This is a genomic window from Curvibacter sp. GW821-FHT01G03, from assembly GCF_059422285.1.
In genome coordinates this window covers 309808-329310 of the sequence record NZ_JBWKWP010000002.1, presented here as the reverse complement: position 1 = coordinate 329310, position 19503 = coordinate 309808, and the positions used below count along the sequence as shown (strand labels likewise).

Annotated in this window: 17 protein-coding genes; 7 read left to right on the top strand and 10 right to left on the bottom strand. The window is 64.7% G+C overall.

The window, feature by feature from the left end:
* Nucleotides 1-71: 71 nt before the first annotated feature.
* Nucleotides 72-1256, bottom strand: coding sequence for an ABC transporter substrate-binding protein (locus AC07VS_RS03675; RefSeq protein WP_492346905.1), 1185 nt, complete (start codon nt 1254-1256; stop codon nt 72-74).
* A 266-nt stretch (nt 1257-1522) separates the two neighbouring features.
* Between AC07VS_RS03675 and AC07VS_RS03670 the strand changes: the two genes are divergently transcribed.
* On the top strand, nt 1523-2530 hold the full coding sequence (locus AC07VS_RS03670) for a glucokinase (RefSeq protein WP_494656405.1): 1008 nt from the start codon (nt 1523-1525) through the stop codon (nt 2528-2530).
* A 21-nt stretch (nt 2531-2551) separates the two neighbouring features.
* Here AC07VS_RS03670 and AC07VS_RS03665 read toward each other — a convergent pair whose 3' ends face one another.
* The 7 genes from AC07VS_RS03665 to AC07VS_RS03635 form a co-directional block, all read right to left on the bottom strand.
* Nucleotides 2552-3544, bottom strand: a complete 993-nt coding sequence (locus AC07VS_RS03665) for a carbohydrate kinase family protein (protein WP_494750237.1) — start codon at nt 3542-3544, stop codon at nt 2552-2554.
* Nucleotides 3545-3593: 49 nt separating this feature from the next.
* Nucleotides 3594-4625, bottom strand: a complete 1032-nt coding sequence (locus AC07VS_RS03660) for a LacI family DNA-binding transcriptional regulator (RefSeq protein WP_492346902.1) — start codon at nt 4623-4625, stop codon at nt 3594-3596.
* Nucleotides 4626-4697: 72 nt separating this feature from the next.
* The gene (locus AC07VS_RS03655) at nt 4698-5918 is read right to left on the bottom strand and encodes a hypothetical protein (RefSeq protein ID WP_492346901.1); all 1221 of its coding nucleotides are present in this window, start codon (nt 5916-5918) and stop codon (nt 4698-4700) included.
* Between the two features lie 102 nt (nt 5919-6020).
* Nucleotides 6021-6452: an ExbD/TolR family protein gene (locus AC07VS_RS03650; RefSeq protein WP_492346900.1), complete on the bottom strand. Its 432-nt coding sequence runs from the start codon at nt 6450-6452 to the stop codon at nt 6021-6023.
* A gap of 33 nt (nt 6453-6485) precedes the next feature.
* Nucleotides 6486-6908, bottom strand: coding sequence for an ExbD/TolR family protein (locus tag AC07VS_RS03645; RefSeq protein WP_492346899.1), 423 nt, complete (start codon nt 6906-6908; stop codon nt 6486-6488).
* Between the two features lie 49 nt (nt 6909-6957).
* Nucleotides 6958-7779, bottom strand: coding sequence for a MotA/TolQ/ExbB proton channel family protein (locus AC07VS_RS03640; protein ID WP_492346898.1), 822 nt, complete (start codon nt 7777-7779; stop codon nt 6958-6960).
* A 65-nt stretch (nt 7780-7844) separates the two neighbouring features.
* Complete coding sequence (locus tag AC07VS_RS03635) at nt 7845-8510, bottom strand: energy transducer TonB (RefSeq protein WP_492346897.1); 666 nt, start codon at nt 8508-8510, stop codon at nt 7845-7847.
* Between the two features lie 414 nt (nt 8511-8924).
* On the opposite strand from AC07VS_RS03635, the gene AC07VS_RS03630 reads away from it, so the two are divergent.
* From AC07VS_RS03630 to AC07VS_RS03620, 3 genes are all read left to right on the top strand, one after another.
* Nucleotides 8925-11171 carry a TonB-dependent receptor gene (locus AC07VS_RS03630; RefSeq protein ID WP_492346896.1) on the top strand — a complete coding sequence of 749 codons (2247 nt, stop codon included), beginning with the start codon at nt 8925-8927 and terminating at the stop codon, nt 11169-11171.
* Between the two features lie 146 nt (nt 11172-11317).
* Nucleotides 11318-13237: an alpha-amylase family glycosyl hydrolase gene (locus AC07VS_RS03625; protein WP_494750236.1), complete on the top strand. Its 1920-nt coding sequence runs from the start codon at nt 11318-11320 to the stop codon at nt 13235-13237.
* 29 nt (nt 13238-13266) lie between these two features.
* Nucleotides 13267-14577, top strand: a complete 1311-nt coding sequence (locus AC07VS_RS03620) for an MFS transporter (protein ID WP_492346894.1) — start codon at nt 13267-13269, stop codon at nt 14575-14577.
* Nucleotides 14578-14586: 9 nt separating this feature from the next.
* Here the strand turns inward: AC07VS_RS03620 and AC07VS_RS03615 are convergent, their stop codons facing one another.
* Both AC07VS_RS03615 and AC07VS_RS03610 read right to left on the bottom strand, forming a co-directional pair.
* Nucleotides 14587-14871, bottom strand: coding sequence for a late competence development ComFB family protein (locus AC07VS_RS03615; RefSeq protein WP_492346893.1), 285 nt, complete (start codon nt 14869-14871; stop codon nt 14587-14589).
* 134 nt (nt 14872-15005) lie between these two features.
* Nucleotides 15006-15881 carry an amidohydrolase family protein gene (locus AC07VS_RS03610; protein WP_494750235.1) on the bottom strand — a complete coding sequence of 292 codons (876 nt, stop codon included), beginning with the start codon at nt 15879-15881 and terminating at the stop codon, nt 15006-15008.
* A gap of 115 nt (nt 15882-15996) precedes the next feature.
* On the opposite strand from AC07VS_RS03610, the gene AC07VS_RS03605 reads away from it, so the two are divergent.
* From AC07VS_RS03605 to AC07VS_RS03595, 3 genes are read left to right on the top strand one after another with little or no spacing between them, the layout of a single operon-like run.
* A complete protein-coding gene (locus AC07VS_RS03605) occupies nt 15997-16791 on the top strand; it encodes a crotonase/enoyl-CoA hydratase family protein (RefSeq protein ID WP_492346891.1) in 795 nt (264 codons plus the stop codon).
* 38 nt (nt 16792-16829) lie between these two features.
* A complete protein-coding gene (locus tag AC07VS_RS03600; protein WP_494750234.1) occupies nt 16830-18716 on the top strand; it encodes a feruloyl-CoA synthase in 1887 nt (628 codons plus the stop codon).
* A gap of 2 nt (nt 18717-18718) precedes the next feature.
* Nucleotides 18719-19483 carry an SDR family NAD(P)-dependent oxidoreductase gene (locus AC07VS_RS03595; protein WP_492346889.1) on the top strand — a complete coding sequence of 255 codons (765 nt, stop codon included), beginning with the start codon at nt 18719-18721 and terminating at the stop codon, nt 19481-19483.
* Nucleotides 19484-19503 lie beyond the last annotated feature (20 nt).

Here is a 19503-nt window from a genome sequence, read left to right as displayed (position 1 = left end):
AAGTGGTCGTCAGTGGTCAGTCAAAAGCCCCGCCTGTCCGCAGGACGGGGCCATGGTGCCGAGGCGGGCGCTCAGCGCGCCTTGCCCGGGTCTTTCACATCCTTGATCACATCGAACTCGACGTTGTAGAGCTGGCCGTTCTTTTTCTCGACCTTGCGCAGGTACACGTTCTGCACGATGTCGCGCGTCTGCGCGTCGATGAAGACCTGGCCACGCGGGCTTTCGAAGATCTGGCCTTTCATGGCGCCCAGCAGCGCCGTGCCATCGCCCTTGCCCTGGGTGGCCTTGAGGGCCTCGTAGATCACACGCATGCCGTCGTAGCCCCCCACCGCCATGAAGTTGGGGCGCATCGAGGGATTGGCTTTCTGGAAGGCCTCGACAAACTTCTTGTTGACCGGCGAGTTGTGATCGGTCGAATAGTGGTGCGAGGTGACCACGCCCAGGGCGCCATCGCCCATGTCGTTGAGCTGATCGTCATCGGTCACGTCGCCGGTGGCAATCAGGCGGATGCCGGCCTTGTCCATGCCGCGCTCCAGAAACTGCTTCATCACCGCCGCACCAGCGCCCGAGGGCACGAAGACAAACAGCGCATCGGGCTTTTCATCACGCACTTTCTGCAGGAAGGGCGCGAAGTCGGGGTTGCGCAGGGGCACGCGCAGCGCATCCACCACCTGGCCACCGTTGAAGGTGAAGCGCTCTTTGAAGAACTTCTCGGCATCGATGCCCGGACCGTAGTCGGACACCAGGGTGACCACCTTCTTGATGCCGTTCTTGGGCGCCCAGTCGGCCATCGACACCGTCACCTGCGGCAGCGTGAAGCTGGAGCGCACGATGAAGGGCGAGGCTTGGGTGATGCTGGAGGTGGCCGCTGCCATGACCACCATCGGGGTCTTGGATTGGCTGGCAATCGGCGCCGTGGCCAGGGCCAGCGGGGTCAGACCGAAGCCGCCCAGCACATTGACCTTTTCATTGACGACCAACTCCTGGGCGATGCGCTTGGTCACGTCGGGCAGGCCGGTGTCGTCCTTCACGATCAGCTCGACCTTGCGGCCGGCCACGGTGTCGCCGTTCTGCGCCATGTAAAGCCGGGCTGCCGCCTCGATCTGACGCCCGGTGGAAGCCGACTGGCCCGTCATGGGCAGGATCAGGCCGATCTTGAATTTGCCGGCGTCCTGCGCCAGCGCCGTGCCGGCCTGGGCAGCCGCCAGGGCCAGTGCTGACAGCGCGACACGCTGAAAAAATTGACGTTTTTGCATCTTTTTGTCTCCAATGCGGCAGGCGCCGAGCGAAACGCCTGTTGGCCGCGGGTTGATCTGCCGGGGACCGGATCTTTGTTGTTTGGGCGGACTCTATCACGCACGATGTACGGGCGGCAGGCTCAGGGACTTCGCCGGCAAGGCGCCGCCGCCAGGCCAGCCCTGCCAACAAGTTACACAGCCACCCTCGAAGACGTAATAAAATTACAAAGCCTCGCCGAGGCTATTCTTCAACCCCTCTCGCTACCTGCCCAGCTGCAAGCCCCATGTACGAAGCCCGCGCCCCCGAAACCACCACGCCGCCCCCCGAGTTTCCACGCCTGCTGGGCGACATTGGCGGCACCAATGCCCGTTTCGGTTGGCAGCACCAGGCCGGCAGCCCGATCACTCAGGTGCAAGTCGTGCCCTGTGCCGAACACCCCAGCCTGCTGGCCGCAGTGCAGCACTACCTGAGCACACAGCAGCTGGCACAGCCCGCCCGCGCGGCCTTTGGCATTGCCAACCCGGTCAATGGCGACGCCGTGCGCATGACCAACCACCACTGGGCGTTCTCTGTGGAGGCCTTGCGCGCCGGCCTGGGTCTGTCGCGCCTGCTGTTGTTGAACGATTTCACGGCCCTCGCCTTGTCATTGCACAGCCTGCCAGCCGACGACCTGCGCGCCGTGGGCGGCGGCACGGCGGCCACGGGTGCCGCCGTGGCCTTGATCGGCCCGGGCACAGGCCTGGGGGTGTCGGGGCTGGTCCCGGCCGGCCCTCAGGGCCCCTGGGCCCCGGTGGCGGGCGAAGGGGGCCACGTGAGCGTGTGCGCCATGAACGCCCAGGAGTTTGCGGTGATCGAGGTGCTGCGCCAGCGCCACGGTCATGTGTCGGCCGAACGCGTGGTGTCGGGCACAGGCCTGCCCGAGCTGTACCAGGCCCTGCGCCAGGTGCAGGGCCTGCCCGCCGACGACAGCGCCGGGGCCCCACAGATCATCGAGGCCGGCCTGCGCGAACCCGGCTCGGCCGCTGAGCAGACGCTGCAGCTGTTCTGCCGCTTTCTCGGCGATGTGGCGGGCGATCTGGCCCTCACCCTGGGGGCCCGTGGGGGGGTTTACATCGGCGGGGGCATCGTGCCGCGCCTGCTGGATTTCTTTGCGGCCTCTGATTTCCGCCGCCGCTTCGAGGCCAAGGGCCGTTTCAGCGCGTATCTGAGCCAGGTGCCGACCTGGGTGATCACCAGCCAGGTGTCACCCGCCCTGCAGGGGGCGGCCAACGCGCTGGACAACCTGCGCTGAACGGCGCTTTGGCAGGCCGGTTCAGCGCGGCACCGTCACAGCGGGATGTGACTGGGCCCAGGCCTGAGCCTGTTGCCAACTCGGGGGCACGCAGCCGCGCTGCTGCACACAAAGACTGGCGCAGGCCAGCGCGTGCTGCAGCGCCTGTGCTGCGGCGCTGTCACTCAAGCCTGCTGAATCCGCCCAGCCCGGGCCATGGCGCAAAAGGCTGCTCAACAGGCCGGCGAAAAAGCTGTCCCCGGCCCCCACGGTGTCGATCACTTCGAGCGCTGCGCCTTCGCATGCAAACCAGCGCCGGCCATCACGCGCCAGCAGCCAGGCCCCCTGTGCGCCCAGCGTCAGGGCCAGCCACCCGGTGTTCAAGCGCCCCATCAGGGCCTCGGCTTGCAACATGGGGGTGGCGCCGGGCACCTGCAGGTGGGCCAGGTCCTCGTCACTCACCTTGACCAGATCGGCCTGAGCCAGCACCTGCAGGACATGGGCCTGGTAGGCCGGCAGATCGGGCATCACGGAGGGGCGCAGATTGGCATCCACGGCCACGCACCGGCCGGCGGCCTGCTGCGCCATCAGCCAGGGCAGATAGACCGAGGCATCGCGTGCATCCAGTGCCAGCCCCCCTGTGCAAACGCATTGCAAGCCTGGCAAGGCGGCGCAGTCTGCGTTCAAGCCCTCTGCGCTGACCTGGCGATCGGCCACGCCCTCGCGGTAGAACGCGTAGTCGGGATGACCGTGCTCGTTCAGCGACACCACGGCCAGCGAGGTCGCCTGAGTCACCGGCTGCGGATGGGCCAGATGCACGCCATCGGCTTGTATCTGACTCGCCAGCGCCCGCCCGAAGCGATCGCTGGCAAAGGGGTTCAAGTAGGTGGTGCTGACGCCCTGGCGGCTGATGGCCCGGCTCAGGTTATAGACCGCCCCCCCAAGACAGGGTTCAAAAGCGCCATCGGCGCGCGCGATCAGATCGATCAGGGCTTCGCCAGCAATGGCCACCTGAGCGGCAGAAAAATCGGACATGGCCATCAACGCCAAGGCGGCGCCTGTTGAAATCAAAAGGGATCTGGCATCAGCGCGGGCAGGTCGAGCCCCGCACCTGCAGCGTGGCCGCCAGAATGCGGGGCTCTGGCCGCTCGCCTGCGGTGAGTCGGAGCAGGCAATCCACCATCTCGGTGCCGGCCAGCTCGATGGGCTGGCGCACGGTGGTCAGGGAGGGGTGGCAATGCGCGGCGGCCTCGATGTCGTCGTAGCCCACCACGCTGACATCGCGGGGAACGTCCAGGCCCTGCGCCAGCAGCACGCCCATGGCGTTCATGGCGATCAGGTCACTGGCCGCAAACAGCGCATCAAGACCCACGCCTCGGGCCAAAAACTCACGCATGGCCTGCTGGGCCTCGACGGCCGTGAAAGGCGCCACGATGCGCAGCGCCGGATCGGGGGTCAGGCCACGGTCACGGTGGGCCTGCAGGTAACCCTCAAAGCGCTGCTCGGCCTCAGGAAACGCCACGTCCCCCATGAAGGCGATGTGGCGTCGCCCCAGACCCAGCAGGTGCTCGGTGGCCATGCGCCCGCCCGAGAAGTTGTCGGTGCCCACGCTGCAATAGAGTTGCCTCGGCAATTGCGCCCCCCAGACCACAAAAGGCACCTGGCGCACCGCCAGCGCATTGAGTTGATCATGGTGGCCCCACTGGCCGATGACCACGATGCCACGCGCTCGACCGGTGTCGTACAGGCCGGCCAGGTCGTCCAGGTGCTCTGAGTCGACCCGCGACAACAGCAGGTCGTACCCGTGGTCGGTCAAGGCGTCGGCCAGGCTACCCAACATGCCCAGAAAAAACGGATCCGACACATGCTGACGGGTTTTGCGGTCGAATGGGATCACCACACCGATGGTGCGGTTCTCGCCCAGGCGCAGGTTCTTGGCTCCAACGTTGATCGAATAGTTCAACGAGCGTGCCAGTTCGGTGATCCGTTGGCGGGTCTCGGGGTTGATCAGCGCACTGCCATTGAGCGCGCGCGACACGGTGGAGGCGGACACGCCCGCCAGGCGGGCGATGTCCATCATCTGGACGCGTCGCTTATCGGAGTCAGGTCGTGTCATGTCGGCTCAAGGGATTGAACAGCGGTGCAGGTCGATTCGGACCCAGCCTGAAAACCAGGGCAAGTGGATGCATCAGGGGGTCTGCTGCGCATACAGAAGCCATAGTTGAGCGACCAGCAGGGCATCACCGCCAACCGCCCCCAGCACCTCACGTGCTTGTGCTTTGCGGCCTGCCCCGATGAGACTGCGGCCGTAGTGTAAGCGCACTTCTTCAGGCCGGCGGAGCTCCCCCAGGCCCAGTGCTTTTTCATAGGCCTCGGCAGCCTGGGGCCACTGTTGTGCCGAGCCGAGCAGGTCGCCCAGTTGCGCCCAATCGTTGCCCTGGCGCGCGGCCTCGCGCAGTGCTGCCAGGGCTTGCTCATCCTCCGCAGCGCGCTTGCGGGCCTGTGCCAATGACGCCTGAGCAGGTGCATCCGTCAGAACCCGCCGTTCAACGCCCATGGCCAGCACGCGGCTCGCCTCGGCCGGCAAGCCGGCCTTGATCGCCAGGCTGGCAAAGCTGCTGAATTCCGCCGCGTCTTCCAGGTTGCCCGTGGCCTCATACAGGCGGTAGACATCCAACTCAAGGCGACTGTTGAAGCCAGGCTGCTGGGTCACCCTGGGCAACAGGTCGGACCAGTAATCACGGCTGGCCTCCAGCGTGGCCGATTGGCGCAACAACTGGCGCAAGGTCTGAAAGTAACCAGCTTCATCCTTGAGCTTGAGCTGGCTGGCCCCCAGGGCACGCCACTCGGCCTCATTCAAAGGGGGGCTGCCGGCGTCAGACTGGGCCTGCCGGGCTTCGGCCAGAACCGCGGCATGCTGGCCCAGCATGCCCAGCGACTGCAGCCTGACCTGGCGGAATCGGGCCGCCTCGGGCCCGCCGGCCTGCCAACCAGCCTGGGCCCAACGGGCTGCCCGGGTGTAATCCTTGAGGTTGATGCTGGCGTTGACCAGGGACTGCACCAAAGCACGGCGATCAGCCTCCGGCAGGTCGGGTCGTTGCAGCAGCGCTTCGAAGGCCGGCACGGCCAGCGCAAACTGGCGCGCCTGCATGGCCGCCGCGGCGGTCGTGCGGTCCAGCAGCGCCCGCTCGGCGTCCGTCAAATCGGTGCGCGCACGCACAGGCGCCAGCAAGGCCAGGGCCTCTTCGGGGTGGCGCGCCTTCAACACGTCCTGGGCCGCCTGCAGCGGCTGGGCCACCTCACGGCGCAGTGCATCGTCGGCCTGGGCGGTGGTCACCCAGAGGAGAGCGGCCAACACCACGGGCATGAAGCGGCCCGAGCCGGGCAAGGGAAAAGCGGTGGAAGTCATGACAAGGGACATCGATCCAAAATCAGTCAAAAAAGACCCCGCGCCCGAAAGCGCGGGGCAAGTCACTACCTTGGAGAAACTCAGTTGACGCTCAGTTGACGCTCAGTTGACGAACTGTTCTGAGCCAACAATGCCCAGCTTGGTCAAACCGATGCGCTGGGCATTGGCCATCACCGCGGCCACCGCCTCGTACTTGGCCTTGGCATCCGAACGGATGTGGATTTCTGGCTGAGGCTGCAGTCGCGCCGCCTCGCCCAGATGCGCTTCCAGCTCAGCCCGGTTGCTCAGCGCAGCGCCATTCCAGTGGATGACACTTTGCTTGTCGATGTCGATGTGCACCACCACCGGATCCACCTTCTTGGTGGGTGGCGTGGACACCGGCATGTCGAGGTTGACCGAGTGCAGTTGTGCCGGAATGGTGATGATCAGCATGATCAGCAGCACCAGCATCACATCGATCAGGGGCGTGGTGTTGATGTCCATCATCACCTCGGGTTCGCTGTTGCCGCCCCCGCTACCTATGTTCATTCCCATGATGAATCCTTGTCTTTGAAACGGAGCCCGGGCTCAGTTGGAGGCGGGCTCGGTGATGAAGCCCACCTTGGTGATGCCCGCACGCTGCACCGCATACATGACCCGGCCCACCGACTCGAAGTCGCTGCGCGCGTCACCCCGGATCTGGACTTCAGGCTGAGGCACCTTGACGGCGAAGGTCTTCATGCGGTCCAGCAGGTCGGTGGAGTTCTTGATGGGCGTGTCGTACAGAAAAATATGGCCTGAGGCATCCACCGAGATGATCACGTTCTCGGGCTTGGTCTCGCGCACCACGTTTTTCTCTTTGGGCAGATCCACCTTGACCGAGGTGGTCACCACCGGGATCGTGATCAGGAAAATGATCAGCAACACCAGCATGACGTCCACCAGCGGCGTGGTATTGATCTGGCTGAGGACTTCGTCTTCGCCCGAGTCGGCACCGACATTCATGGCCATGGTTGGGGTCTCCTGCGCGCCGCCGAAGCGGCTCTGATGTCAATGGGATTCACTTCTTGGCAGTGGCCAGCAGCACCGAGTGCAGGTCGTTGCCAAAGGCGTTGATGTCTTCCATGGCCGACTTGTTGCGGCGCACCAACCAGTTGTAGCCCAGCACGGCAGGCACAGCGACCGCCAGGCCGATCGCCGTCATGATCAGGGATTCACCCACCGGGCCCGCCACCTTGTCGATGCTGGCCTGACCCGACATGCCGATTTTGACCAGCGCGTTGTAAATGCCCCAGACCGTGCCGAACAGCCCAACGAACGGACCGGTGGACCCCACGGTGGCCAGCACGGCCAGGCCGTCCTGCATGCGGCTTTGCACATTGCCAATGGCGCGCTGGATGCTCATCGTGACCCAGGTGTTGAAGTCGACCGCCCCGAGCATGCCCTCGTGCTTGCTGGCACCTTCCAGGCCTTTCTCGGCAATGAAGCGGTAGGGGCTGTCGGCGTGCAGTTCGTCGGTGCCCTCGCGCACCGAGCCCTTGGTCCAGAAGTTGTCTTGCGCCTTGCGGGCAAAGCCGGCGTTGCGGTTCTGCTCGAAGAACTTGGTGACGATCACGTACCAGCTGCCCATGCTCATGAGCACCAGGATCAACAGCGTGCCCTTGGCCACGGCATCGCCCTGGGCCCACAGGGCCCCCAGGCCATAGGGGTTGTCGGTGCTGGCTTCGGCGGCCGCGCCGGCCGGTGCCGGTACCGATGCCACCTGGGTGGCTGTCGTTTCTGCGGGGGCAGCCGCGTCGGCCGCCCAGACAGCGCCTTGGCCCAGCCACAGGCTGGCACTCAGGCCGCAGATCACAGCGATGGACTTGATGATTTTGAACATGGTGGAAGAACTCCTCGAAAAATGATGTCGTGTGTTTTCTGTGGCGATCAGGGTGGCCAGCCGGCTCATTCCAGACGCCACGTGTACTTCATGCTGGCCCAGCTCTGTTCGGGCTTGCCATCGGTGCTCGCCGGCTTGAACTGGCAGCGCGCCAGGGCCAGCCGGGCCGCCTCATCCAGGCGTTTGAAGCCCGAGGTGCTTTCGACCTGCGAATCCACGACGCGACCATCCACGTCAACCAGGAAACGCAGCTGCACCGTGCCCTCTTCTTCGGCCCGGCGCGACGCGGCGGGATAAGCAGGCTTCTCGCAGTTCTGAGCGCTGATCACAGCGGCGGTGCGCACAGGCGCCGCAGGCGGTGGCGGTGGCGCGGGAGGTGCCGGTGGTGGCGGCGGCGGTGGTGGTGGCGCGGGGGGCTGAGGCGTGTTCGACACCGCAGCAATCGCATTGGCGGCCGCCGGCGCGTTGCTCACCACGGCCGCAGGCGGCACATAGGCCGGCGGTGGCGGTGGCGGTGCGTTCTTGGGTGGAGGCGGCGGTGGCGGCGGCGGAATGTCGGGTTTGGCCTCCTCCAGCAACTGGGCCTCAACGGGCCCCTTGATCACTTTGACGAACTTGCGGGCCAGGCCCGAATTGATCGCCCAAAAGATCAACGCATGCAGCACCAGCACCAGGCACAAGCCGACGACGTGCTTGCGAGGGGTGCGTTGCCGACTGGCGTAGTCATTCATCAAACAGGGTCTCCTCTGGTTTGGACTTCTCAACAGCACGCGAATTGATTCATCGTGCAAACGTTTGCAATCGTAGTTTGTGCCGAAAAAATCAATACTAGTGATAACCCTAGACACACTTGCACAAGCTCTTTCGAAGTGAATCCCCTCTGTTGCAAGCCAGATACACTAGGGAAATCACTTAATTTTCAACCCACTACAGAGGAAGCAAGGCACCTTGGCAGCCTCATTTTCAATAACGGCTTCATGCCAATTTGATTTAAATGATAAAACCATCTTTGCAATCGTTTGCATGATCCAACACAATGCGATCACTCGCGGTAGGCATGCCTTGTGTGCCGAGAGTCACCCCAGCCGACAACCGGGCTTGCAGCGAGGTTTCGGCTCACTCATGAAACGTAGAAGGAGACTTTTGTGAAAAAGAAGCACCCAGCCATCGTTCCCACCAAGGTGGCGATCGCCGCCTCGATCGCGGTCCTGCAACTCGGCGCCGCATGGGCCCAGAACGCCCAGCCCGCCACGGCTGGCTCTGGCCTGAATCTGGACGAGATGGTGATCACTGCCACCCCGGAAGCACGCTCCAAGATGAAGCAGAGCTTGTCCGTCAGTTCGATGGACGGCGACCAGATCCAGGACGCGATGCCCGCCAGCTCGGCCGAAATCCTGCGTTCCATCCCGGGCATCCGCGCTGAAGCCAGCAGTGGCGAAGGCAATGCCAATGTGACCGTGCGCGGCCTGCCGATTTCAGCTGGCGGCTCGCGCTATGTGCAGTTCCAGGAGGATGGCCTGCCCGTTCTGCTGAACGGTGACTACAACTTTCTGACGCCCGACGTGTACATGCGCGCCGACATGGGCACGGAAGGCGTCGAAGTGGTGCGCGGTGGCTCGGCCTCGACCATGGCCACCAACGCCCCGGGCGGTGTGATCAACTTCATCAGCAAAACAGGCGAAGTCGAAGGCGGCACGATCGGCCTCACCACGAATGTCGGCGGCTCGACCAGCCGCCGCCTGGACCTGAACTACGGTGTGCGCATCTCTGACACCGCCACCTTCAACGTGAGTGGCTATGCACGCGACGGCCAAGGGCCTCGCGCCACCCAAGGCGTCAACATGGAGGGCGGCGGCCAGATCCGACTGGCACTGAACAAGGACCTGGGGGGTGGCAACAACATCAAGGTCTACGCCAAGTTCCTGGACGACAAGACGCCCCTGATCATGGATGCCCCGGTGCGCATCGTGAACGGTCAGATTGTTCAGCTCAATGGCGTCAATCCCGGCACCTTCTCCCCCTATGCCGGAGGTCTTCCCCGCATTGCCAACTGGGGCCTGTATGGCGGCGGCCCAGGCAACATGAATGATGGTCTGCGCGCCGTGTCCAAGGCTTTCGGCGCCGAGGTGAACCTGGACCTGGGTGGCGGCTGGCGCCTCAACGACAAGTTCCGCATCTCGTCCAACGGCGGCTCGTTCAACGGCATCATGCCGGCCGCCTATGGCCCCACCAACAACCTGACCAATCCGACCTCGTCGAACGCCAGCGGCTATCAGGCCCTGTTCCTGGGTTCACGCTTCAACGATGCCGGCCTGGCCGTCAACGACCTGAAGGCCTCCAAGACCTTCCAGATGGCCGACAAGGCCAAACTGACCAGCACGGTCGGTGTCTTCATGGCCAGCCAGAAGCTCAACATGGACTGGGAAATCGGCGGCTTCAACGCGAGCCTGCCAGTCAATGGCAACAGCACCTATGGCCCCTACAGCAGTTGGTATCAGCGCAACGTGAACGAGACTTTCAACAGCCTCGCACCTTACGCCGCGCTGGGCTATGAAAGCGGCCCGCTGAACATTGACGCCAGCGTGCGCTTCGATCGCCAGAAGGTGACTGGCAGCTGGGCTGACAGTGGTTCCAAGGGCGGCCTGGGCATCGGCTACCACTCCGATCTCAACTCGTACTCGGTGGGTGCCAACTACAGCCTGAGCAAGGACACCGCCCTGTTTGCCCGCATCAGCAAAGGCGGCGCCCTGCCCAGCGATCGCATCCTGGCCTACGGCGGTGCCTGCGGCAACAACTGCCTGCAAAACGGCAACCAGACCCCCAACACCGTCACCCAGTACGAAGGCGGATTGAAGTGGCGCAATGGTCCGGTGACCACCTTTGTGACCTTGTTCCAGGCCAAGACCGACGAGACGAACTACGACGTGACCACGGGCGTTTCCTCGGCCAACAAGTACGACGCCAAGGGTGTGGAACTGGAAGCCAGCTACAAGGCCGGCAACTTCCGTCTGAACGGCGGCCTGACCGTGACCAATGCCAAGGTGACCGACTCCAACATTGCCGGTTATGCGGGTCTGACCCCGAACCGTCAGGCCAAAGTGATCTTCCAGTTGGCACCAAGCTACCGCTTTGGTGCGGCCACCGTCGGGGCCTCCATCATCGGAACCACCTCTTCGCTGGATGGCCAGACCACAGCGTTGCAGGCCACGCTGCCGGGCTACACCTATGTGAACGCCTTTGCCAAGTACGACGTGAACGCGGCCACCACGGTGATGCTGGGCGTGAACAACCTGTTCAACACGCTGGGCTACACCGAGATCAACACCGACCGTGCTGCAGCCCGCTCGATCACCGCACGCACGGTGCGTCTGTCGGTTCGCTACAACTTCTGATGAGAAGGCAGGCCGTCGCTGGCTGCCCCGGCGCCGGCCTGATGAGTTTTAACGCGGTATCTCCAAACCTCTCTTGAAGCCCGTGCGGCACGGTCGACCCCCGGCCAGCCGTGTCCGTGCGGCGCTCTTTTCCCTGATTGCACCCTATGAATTTCGTCGGAGCCAGCCACCCTCTCCAAGCCAGCGAGTCTGTGTCGCCCAGCGTGTCGGACTTTCTGCAGTCCATCCCACCGGCGCGGGCCACGCTGTTGCGCGAGCGGCTGGAGCGCGAACTCCCCCGGCTTCGGCGGTGCCTGGACCCGCTGTATGGCCAGACACCCTGCTTCGAATCGTTTTTCAATACCGTCCTACTGAACGCCCTCGCATCCGCCGAGCAGCGCGACGCCGACCTTTGGCAACTGGACCTGCACCGCGAGGCTGACCCCGCCTGGCATCAAAGAGGCCTGAGCGGCTATTGCACCTATGTCGACAAATTGGCTGGCACCCTGGCAGGGGTACAGCAGCGCATCGATTACCTGCGTGAACTGGGCGTGAATTACCTGCACCTGCTCCCCTTCTTGAAAGCCGGCACCGCCCCCAATGACGGCGGTTTTGCGGTCGCCAGCTTTGATGAGGTGGAACCCTCCCTGGGCACCCTGGCCGACCTGCGCTCGCTGTGCCAGGCACTGCGCCAATCGGACATCAGCCTGTGCAGCGACTTTGTGCTGAACCATGTGTCGCACGAGCACCCCTGGGCCAAGGCGGCCCGGGCCGGTGACCCGCGCTATCTGCCGTACTTTCACTGGCTGCCCAGTGAGGCTGAAGTCCGGGCCCGTGAACAGCACCTGGTCCAGATCTTTCCGGCCACCGCACCCGGCAATTTCACCTGGATTGCAGAACGCCAGGCCTGGGTCTGGACCACCTTCTACCCCTACCAGTGGGACCTGAATTACGCCCACCCGGCCGTCTTTGCCGACATCGCGGCCGCGCTGCTGAACCTGGCCAACCAGGGCGTGGAGTCCTTCCGACTCGACTCGACCGGCTTTCTGTGGAAGCGCGCAGGAACCAACTGCATGAACCAGCCCGAGGTGCACCTGATCGTGCAAGCCTTGCGCAGCCTGTGCGCCATTGCCGCCCCGGGCGTGCTGCTCAAGGCAGAAGCCATCATGCCGACCCGGGAACTGCCGCCCTACTTCGGGCTGGGGCCGGTGGCCGGACCTGAATGCCACATTGCTTACCACTCCAGCCTGATGGCGGCCAGTTGGGTCGCCCTGACCGAGGAAAGCCCGCAGCTGATCGAGGAGGTGTTGCGCAATACGCCCGAACTGCCCGTGGGCGCCAGTTGGTTGAGCTACGTGCGCTGCCACGACGATATCGGCTGGAATGTGTTGCGTCCCGAACTGCTGGCACTGGGCGCCGACCCTGTGGCTCGTCTGGGCCGGGCTGCCGCTTTCCTGGCTGGCGAGACCCCGGGCAGCTATGCGCGAGGTGCGCGCTTTCAGGCCAACACACCAGGGACGGTGCATGGCAGCAACGGCATGAGCGCCGCACTGGTGGGTTTGCATCCCGATCTGCCCGCCGACCACCCCGACCAGCAGGCGCCCCTGCGTCGCCTCGGGTTGATGATGTCGCTGAGCTTTTTTGTGGGCGGCCTACCCCTGATCTACATGGGCGACGAACTGGGTCTGGACAACACATCGGAGGCAGAGGTGCAAGCACGCCAAGGCGCTGATGGGCGCGAACTCCACCGCCCACGACTTGACGAAGCCGCCCTGGCACGCCGGCACCAACCCGGTACGGTGGCCGCACATGTCTTTTCGCTTTTGCAAGGCCTGAACCGCCTGCGCCGTGAACGCCTGAGCCTGGACGGCCCGATCCGCCTGCAAGTGCTGCCGTGCCGGCACCCAGGCTTGCTGGCCTTGCAACGCAATCAGGAAGTCGGCCTGTTCAATTTCAGCCCGGAGCCGTGCAGCATCGAGCTGTCAGAGCTGAGCAAGCCCGCGCTGCAGAATCTGAGCCTGAATGAAAGCCACCCTGTGAGCTCAGTGCACCTGGAGGGCCATGGCTGCGTCTGGCTCGGTGCCTGACACAGCCCCCCCCCCAAGGAGACCAACGAATGCGAGACAAGCATCAGAAGCCCTGGCTGACGCTGTGGCAGATCCTGCAGATGAACCTGGGGTTCTTCGGCATCCAGTACAGCTTTGGCCTGCAGCAGGCCAACATGAGCCCGATCTACAAATACCTGGGCGCCGATGAGGGCAGCCTGCCGTTTCTCTGGCTGGCCGGCCCCATCACCGGCCTGCTGGTACAGCCCATCATTGGCGCGCTGAGCGATCGAACCACCGGCCGCTGGGGGCGGCGCACGCCTTACTTCCTGGTTGGGGCCGTGCTGTGCAGTCTGGGCCTGCTGCTGATGCCTTTCAGCCCCAGCCTGTGGTTTGCCGCCAGCCTGCTGTGGATTCTGGATGCAGCCAACAACGTGACCATGGAGCCCTACCGGGCCTACGTGAGCGACCGCCTCAACCCGGGTCAACATGCCTTGGGATTCCTGAGCCAGAGTGCCTACACCGGGCTGGCCCAGACCCTGGCCTACCTGACCCCCTCTTTGCTGGTGATGTGGGGGCTGGACAAAAACGCCCTGGGTGCCAACCACATCCCCCAGATCACCGTGATTGCCTTTGTGATCGGGGCGGTGTTCTCCATCGGCACCGTGGCCTGGTCGGTCTGGTCCACACCGGAGCTGCCCCTGAGCCCCGAGGCACTGGCCGAACTGCGCGCCAGGCCCTCAGGGTGGCGCGCCACCCTGACAGAGATCGTCGAGGCCGTGCGCGACATGCCCCAGATGATGCGCCGCCTGTGGTGGATGAAACTGTTCCAGTGGTACGGCATGCTTTGCTACTGGATTTACGTGGTGCCGTGCCTGGCCCGCTCGGTGTTTGACACCCCCGACGCCCAGTCGGAGGGCTTTCGCGATGCCAGCCTGCTCAACGGTGAGATCGGGGGGTTCTACAATTTTGTGGCCTTTTTGTCCGCCTTCGCGCTGGTGCCACTGAGCAGGCGCTTCGGCCCGGCCCGGGTGCACGCGCTGTGCCTGACCCTGGCCGGTCTGGGCATGGCCGTTCTGCCCTCTTTGCAGTCGAAGGCCCTGCTGTTCATCCCGATGCTGGGCGTGGGCCTGGCCTGGGCCAGCATCATGGGCAACCCCTACATCCTGTTGGCGTCGAGCATTCCGAAGGAGCGCGCCGGGGTGTACATGGGCCTGTTCAACATGTTCATCGTGTTGCCCATGATCCTGCAAATGCTGACGCTGCCGCTTTACTACGACAGTCTGTTGGCCAGCGACCCGCGCAACGTGTTGCGCCTGGCCGGTGGGCTGCTGGTGGTGGCGGCCGCCTTTTCTTGGCGGCTGCATCGCCAGCCTCGCTGAAGCGGCAGCTCAAGCGGCCTGGCGTTTGGCGACGCGCTCGGCCACGAAACGGAAACCGAAACTGAGGGCGTCTTCCATGGCCTGCTCGATACCGTGGCGCTCTTTCTCGGTCAGGTAGAACATCAGGTCCACATCGTGACGCACATAGCGTGCCGGCAGACGGTTCAAGGCCACGCAGGCCACATCGGCCAGCATGTCGTGGGTGAAATCAGGGTATTTCTCGGAGCGGTGGCTGACCTCCTCGAACACCAGCCGCTCATAGAAATTGTGGATCTGCTCAAAGTCGGTGCTCATGGTGGTCTCCTTCGCGCTGTTGGGGGCCTGTTTTGTTGGAGGCCTGTTTAGCGGCCAGACTCCAACATTAACAGCGAGCCCCGGCCGCCACAAGACAGAAAGGGCCTGCCCTCGGGCTGGCCCTGGCCGCGGGCTCAGGCGCCCTGGCGGTCCAGACCCAGCAGGCGCACCGCGTTGTCCTTCAGGATGCCGGGCATCACTTCGGGCTTGAAGCCGGCCACCTCGAAATCCTTCATCCAGCGCTCGGGTGTGATCAGCGGGTAGTCACTGCCGAACAGGATGCGGTCCTTCAGCAGGCTGTTGGCGTACTGGATCAGTTGCTTCGGAAAGTACTTGGGGCTCCAGCCCGACAGGTCGATCCAGACATTGGGCTTGTGCGTGGCCACCGACAGGGCCTCGTCCTGCCAGGGGAAGCTGGGGTGGGCCATGACGATCTGCATGTCAGGGAAGTCGATGGCCACGTCGTCCAGGTGCATGGGGTTGCTGTACTCCAGGCGCAGGCCGCCGCCGCAGCGCATGCCGCTGCCGATGCCGCTGTGGCCGGTGTGGAAGATGGCAGGCAGCTTGTAGTGGTTGATCACCTCGTAGATCGGCCAGGCCATCTTGTCGTAGGGGTGGTAGCCCTGCACCGTGGGGTGGAACTTGAAGCCCTTGATGCCGTGCTCGGTGATCAGCTTCTCTGCCTCACGCGCGCCCATCTTGCCCTTGTGCGGGTCGATGCTGCCGAAGGCCATCATCATGTCGCTGTTGGCCTTGGCCGCCTCGGCGATCTCTTCGTTGGGCACGCGCTTGCGGCCCAGCTTGGATTCACTGTCCACCGTGAACATCACCAGACCGATCTTGCGTTCGCGGTAGTAGGCCACGGTTTCTTCGATGGTGGGGCGACGGTTGCTGCCGAAGTACTTGTCGGCAGCACGGTCGTATTCCTCGCCGTAGTTGTCAAAGGGGTTCCAGCAACTCACTTCGGCGTGGGTGTGGATATCGATGGCAATCAGGTTCTTGTAGTCCATTGACGGTCTCCTGGGGTGGATAGAAACAAGGGTTTTCACCAAGATCAAAGCGGCTCTGTTGGCTTGAATTGGTTATTTTTTATAACCATAATCGATTCAACAACGGAACGCAATCATGAACCAGACATCCTCCCATCCCGACCTTCAAATCGAATTTCATGGCGACGAACAGCAAGTGGCCGTGCTGCGACTGACCCGTCCGACCAAGCGCAATGCGCTCAATGACGGGCTGATCATCGCAATCCGCAATGCCTTCGATGGCCTGCCCGAGACCGTGCGCGCTGCCGTGATCGACGGCCAGGGCCCGCACTTCTGCGCCGGCCTGGATCTGAGCGAGCTCAAGGAGCGCGATGCCGGTCAGGGGGTGCACCACTCCCGCATGTGGCATGCGGCCCTGGAGCGCGTGCAGCATGGCCCGGTGCCGGTGATTGCGGCCCTGCATGGTGCCGTGGTGGGGGGCGGGCTGGAACTGGCCAGCGCCTGCCACATCCGGGTGGCCGACGAGACCACCTTCTACGCGCTGCCTGAAGGCTCGCGCGGCATTTTTGTGGGCGGCGGCGGCGCGGTGCGCATCCCGCGCCTGATCGGTGCGGCCCGCATGACTGACATGATGCTGACCGGCCGCGTCTACAACGCCGCTGACGGCGAACGCATCGGCATGGCCCAGTACCTGGTGCCTGAGGGCACCGCCTTCGACAAGGCCCTGGAGCTGGCCCTGCGCGTGGCCCAGAACGCCCCGCTGACCAACTACGCCCTGATGCATGCGCTGCCCCGCATTGCCGAGCAGCCAGCCGACCAGGGCTTCTTCACCGAAGCCCTGATGGCCGCCATCGCGCAAAGCGCCCCCGAGGCCAAGGACCGCGTGCGTGCCTTCCTCGAAGGCCGTGCCGACAAGGTGCGCAAGGACTGAACCCAGCCGCCCCAACAACCACCACCGAGCAGAAGAACATGAGCGAGACAAACCAAGCTGCGGCCCCGGCCCGCTACCGCCCCCTGGAATTCGGTGTCACCCGGGTTCAGTTGCACACCGGCCAACCCGGTACCCGCTACCTGCAGGCCGAACAGCCGCTGGCGTCGCATGCCGAGCGCATGACCGACCGGCTGCTGCACTGGGCGCAGACCGAGCCCGAGCGCACCTTCATGGCCCAGCGCCAACGCGACAGCCAGGGCCGCACCGGTGAGTGGCGCCGTGTGAGCTATGCCGAGGCCTTGCAGACGGCGCGGCGCATCGGCCAGGCCCTGCTCAACCGGGGCCTGAGCGCCGAACACCCGGTGGTGATCCTCAGCGAAAACAGCCTGGAGCACGCCCTGCTGGCGCTGGGCTGTGTGTATGCGGGCATCCCGCACTCGCCGGCCTCGCCGGCGTACTCCACCATCAGCCAGGACTACGACAAGCTGCGCCACGTGATCAACACGCTCACGCCCGGCCTGGTGTTTGCCACCGAGGGCAGCCGCTTCGCCAAAGCCATCGCCGCGGCGGTGCCGGAGCGGGTGGAAGTGGTGCTGGTCTCGGGCGAGGTGCCGGGCCGGGCCCACACGGCCTGGAGCGATCTGATCGCCACCGAGGCCACCGACACGGTGGACGCGGCCATGCAGGCCACGGGGCCGGACACCATCACCAAGTTCCTGTTCACCTCGGGCTCGACCAAGCTGCCCAAGGCGGTGATCAACACCCACCGCATGTGGTGTGCCAACCAGCAGCAGATGCGCCAGTCCATGCCGGTGCTGGGTGATCCGGAGCAGCCTCCGGTGCTGATCGACTGGCTGCCCTGGAACCACACCTTCGGCGGCAACCACAACGTGGGCCTGACGATCTACAACGGCGGCACGCTCTACATCGACGACGGCAAGCCCACGCCAGCCATGATCGGCGAGACCCTGCGCAACCTGCGTGAGATCGCCCCCACGGTGTACTTCAACGTGCCCACCGGTTTTGAGGCCATCGCCAATGCGATGAAGACCGACGATCTGCTGCGCAAGACCCTGCTGTCGCGGGTGCGCATGTTCTTCTACGCCGGGGCGGCCCTGGCCCAGCCGATCTGGGACGATCTGCACGCGCTGCAGGAAGCCGAGGTGGGCGAACGCATCGTCATGGGCACCGGCCTGGGCATGACCGAATCGGGGCCGTTTGCGCTCTACATCACCAACCCACAAGTCAAGTCGGGCGACCTGGGCGTGCCCACCCCAGGCCTGCAGCTCAAGCTGGTGGACAGCGATGGCAAGGTCGAGGTGCGCTACCGCGGCCCCAACATCACGCCGGGCTACTGGCGCGCCCCGCAAGAAACGGCCGCCCACTTCGACGAAGAAGGCTTCTTCTGCAGCGGCGATGCCGTGCAGTGGATCGATGACAGCAACATCCACCTCGGCCTGCGCTTTGACGGCCGCATCGCCGAAGACTTCAAGCTGGCCACGGGCACCTTTGTGAGCGTGGGTCCGCTGCGGGCCAAGATCATCGCGGCCGGCGCCCCCTATGTGCAGGACGCCGTGCTGACCGGCATCAACCTCAAGGAGGTGGGCGCCCTGCTGTTCCCGACCCAGGCCTGCCGTGCCCTGAGCGGGCTGCCCGCTGACACGCCCTGGGCCGAGGTGTTGAGCAGCGCCCCGGTGCTGGCCAAATTCCAGCAGATCGTCGATGAGCTGGCCAGCCACGCCACCGGCAGCGCCAACCGCATCGCACGCGCCGCCCTGCTGGCCGAGCCGCCCTCGATCGACCGCGGCGAGGTGACCGACAAGGGCTCGATCAACCAGCGCGCCGTGCTCAAGCACCGCGATGCCCTGGTGCAGGGCCTGCACGAGGGCAGCCTGCCCCATATCTTCCAACCTCAAGGAAACTGACCATGGACATCCAAGGACAAGCCGCGCTCGTCACCGGCGGCGCATCGGGTCTGGGCGAAGCCACCGCCCGAGAACTGGCCCGCCTGGGCGCACGCGTGGCCGTGCTCGACGTGAATGCCGAACTGGCCGCCAAGGTGGCCGCCGACATCGGCGGCATCGCCTGCGTCTGCGACATCACCAACACCGACAGCGTGCAGGCCGCCCTGGCCCGCGCCACCGAGGCCCACGGCCCGGCCCGCATCCTGATGAACATCGCCGGCATCGGCACCGCCAAGCGCGTGGTGCAAAAGGATGGCAGCGCCGCACCGCTGGAAGACTTCAGCCGCGTGGTGACGGTGAACCTGATCGGGGCCTACAACATCAGCCGCCTGTTTGCCGCCCAATGCGCCAAGTTGACCCCGCTGGAAGACGGCGAGCGCGGCGTGATGATGTTCACCGCCTCGGTGGCCGCCTTCGATGGGCAGGTGGGCCAGCAAGCCTACAGCGCTTCCAAGGGTGGCCTGGTGGGCATGACGCTGCCGATGGCCCGCGATCTGGCGCAGCACGGCATCCGGGTCTGCACCGTGGCCCCGGGCCTGTTCGCCACGCCGCTGATGAAGCAATTGCCCGAGCCGGTGCAGGCCTCGCTGGCGGCCTCCATCCCCTTCCCTTCGCGCCTGGGCAAGCCCGAAGAATTTGCCCAACTGGCCTGCCACATCGTCACCAACGGCCACCTCAATGGCGAGGTGATCCGCCTCGATGGTGCCTTGCGCATGGCGCCGCGCTGAAATCGATCGATTCAGCAACT

What these genes read in the sequence shown, in the direction of transcription:
- AC07VS_RS03675 (WP_492346905.1), bottom strand. Translation starts at nt 1,256, where the DNA reads ATGCAAAAACGTCAATTTTTTCAGCGTGTCGCGCTGTCAGCACTGGCC.
- AC07VS_RS03670 (WP_494656405.1), top strand. Translation starts at nt 1,523, where the DNA reads ATGTACGAAGCCCGCGCCCCCGAAACCACCACGCCGCCCCCCGAGTTT.
- AC07VS_RS03665 (WP_494750237.1), bottom strand. Translation starts at nt 3,544, where the DNA reads ATGTCCGATTTTTCTGCCGCTCAGGTGGCCATTGCTGGCGAAGCCCTG.
- AC07VS_RS03660 (WP_492346902.1), bottom strand. Translation starts at nt 4,625, where the DNA reads ATGACACGACCTGACTCCGATAAGCGACGCGTCCAGATGATGGACATC.
- AC07VS_RS03655 (WP_492346901.1), bottom strand. Translation starts at nt 5,918, where the DNA reads ATGACTTCCACCGCTTTTCCCTTGCCCGGCTCGGGCCGCTTCATGCCC.
- AC07VS_RS03650 (WP_492346900.1), bottom strand. Translation starts at nt 6,452, where the DNA reads ATGGGAATGAACATAGGTAGCGGGGGCGGCAACAGCGAACCCGAGGTG.
- AC07VS_RS03645 (WP_492346899.1), bottom strand. Translation starts at nt 6,908, where the DNA reads ATGGCCATGAATGTCGGTGCCGACTCGGGCGAAGACGAAGTCCTCAGC.
- AC07VS_RS03640 (WP_492346898.1), bottom strand. Translation starts at nt 7,779, where the DNA reads ATGTTCAAAATCATCAAGTCCATCGCTGTGATCTGCGGCCTGAGTGCC.
- AC07VS_RS03635 (WP_492346897.1), bottom strand. Translation starts at nt 8,510, where the DNA reads ATGAATGACTACGCCAGTCGGCAACGCACCCCTCGCAAGCACGTCGTC.
- AC07VS_RS03625 (WP_494750236.1), top strand. Translation starts at nt 11,318, where the DNA reads ATGAATTTCGTCGGAGCCAGCCACCCTCTCCAAGCCAGCGAGTCTGTG.
- AC07VS_RS03620 (WP_492346894.1), top strand. Translation starts at nt 13,267, where the DNA reads ATGCGAGACAAGCATCAGAAGCCCTGGCTGACGCTGTGGCAGATCCTG.
- AC07VS_RS03615 (WP_492346893.1), bottom strand. Translation starts at nt 14,871, where the DNA reads ATGAGCACCGACTTTGAGCAGATCCACAATTTCTATGAGCGGCTGGTG.
- AC07VS_RS03610 (WP_494750235.1), bottom strand. Translation starts at nt 15,881, where the DNA reads ATGGACTACAAGAACCTGATTGCCATCGATATCCACACCCACGCCGAA.
- AC07VS_RS03605 (WP_492346891.1), top strand. Translation starts at nt 15,997, where the DNA reads ATGAACCAGACATCCTCCCATCCCGACCTTCAAATCGAATTTCATGGC.
- AC07VS_RS03600 (WP_494750234.1), top strand. Translation starts at nt 16,830, where the DNA reads ATGAGCGAGACAAACCAAGCTGCGGCCCCGGCCCGCTACCGCCCCCTG.
- AC07VS_RS03595 (WP_492346889.1), top strand. Translation starts at nt 18,719, where the DNA reads ATGGACATCCAAGGACAAGCCGCGCTCGTCACCGGCGGCGCATCGGGT.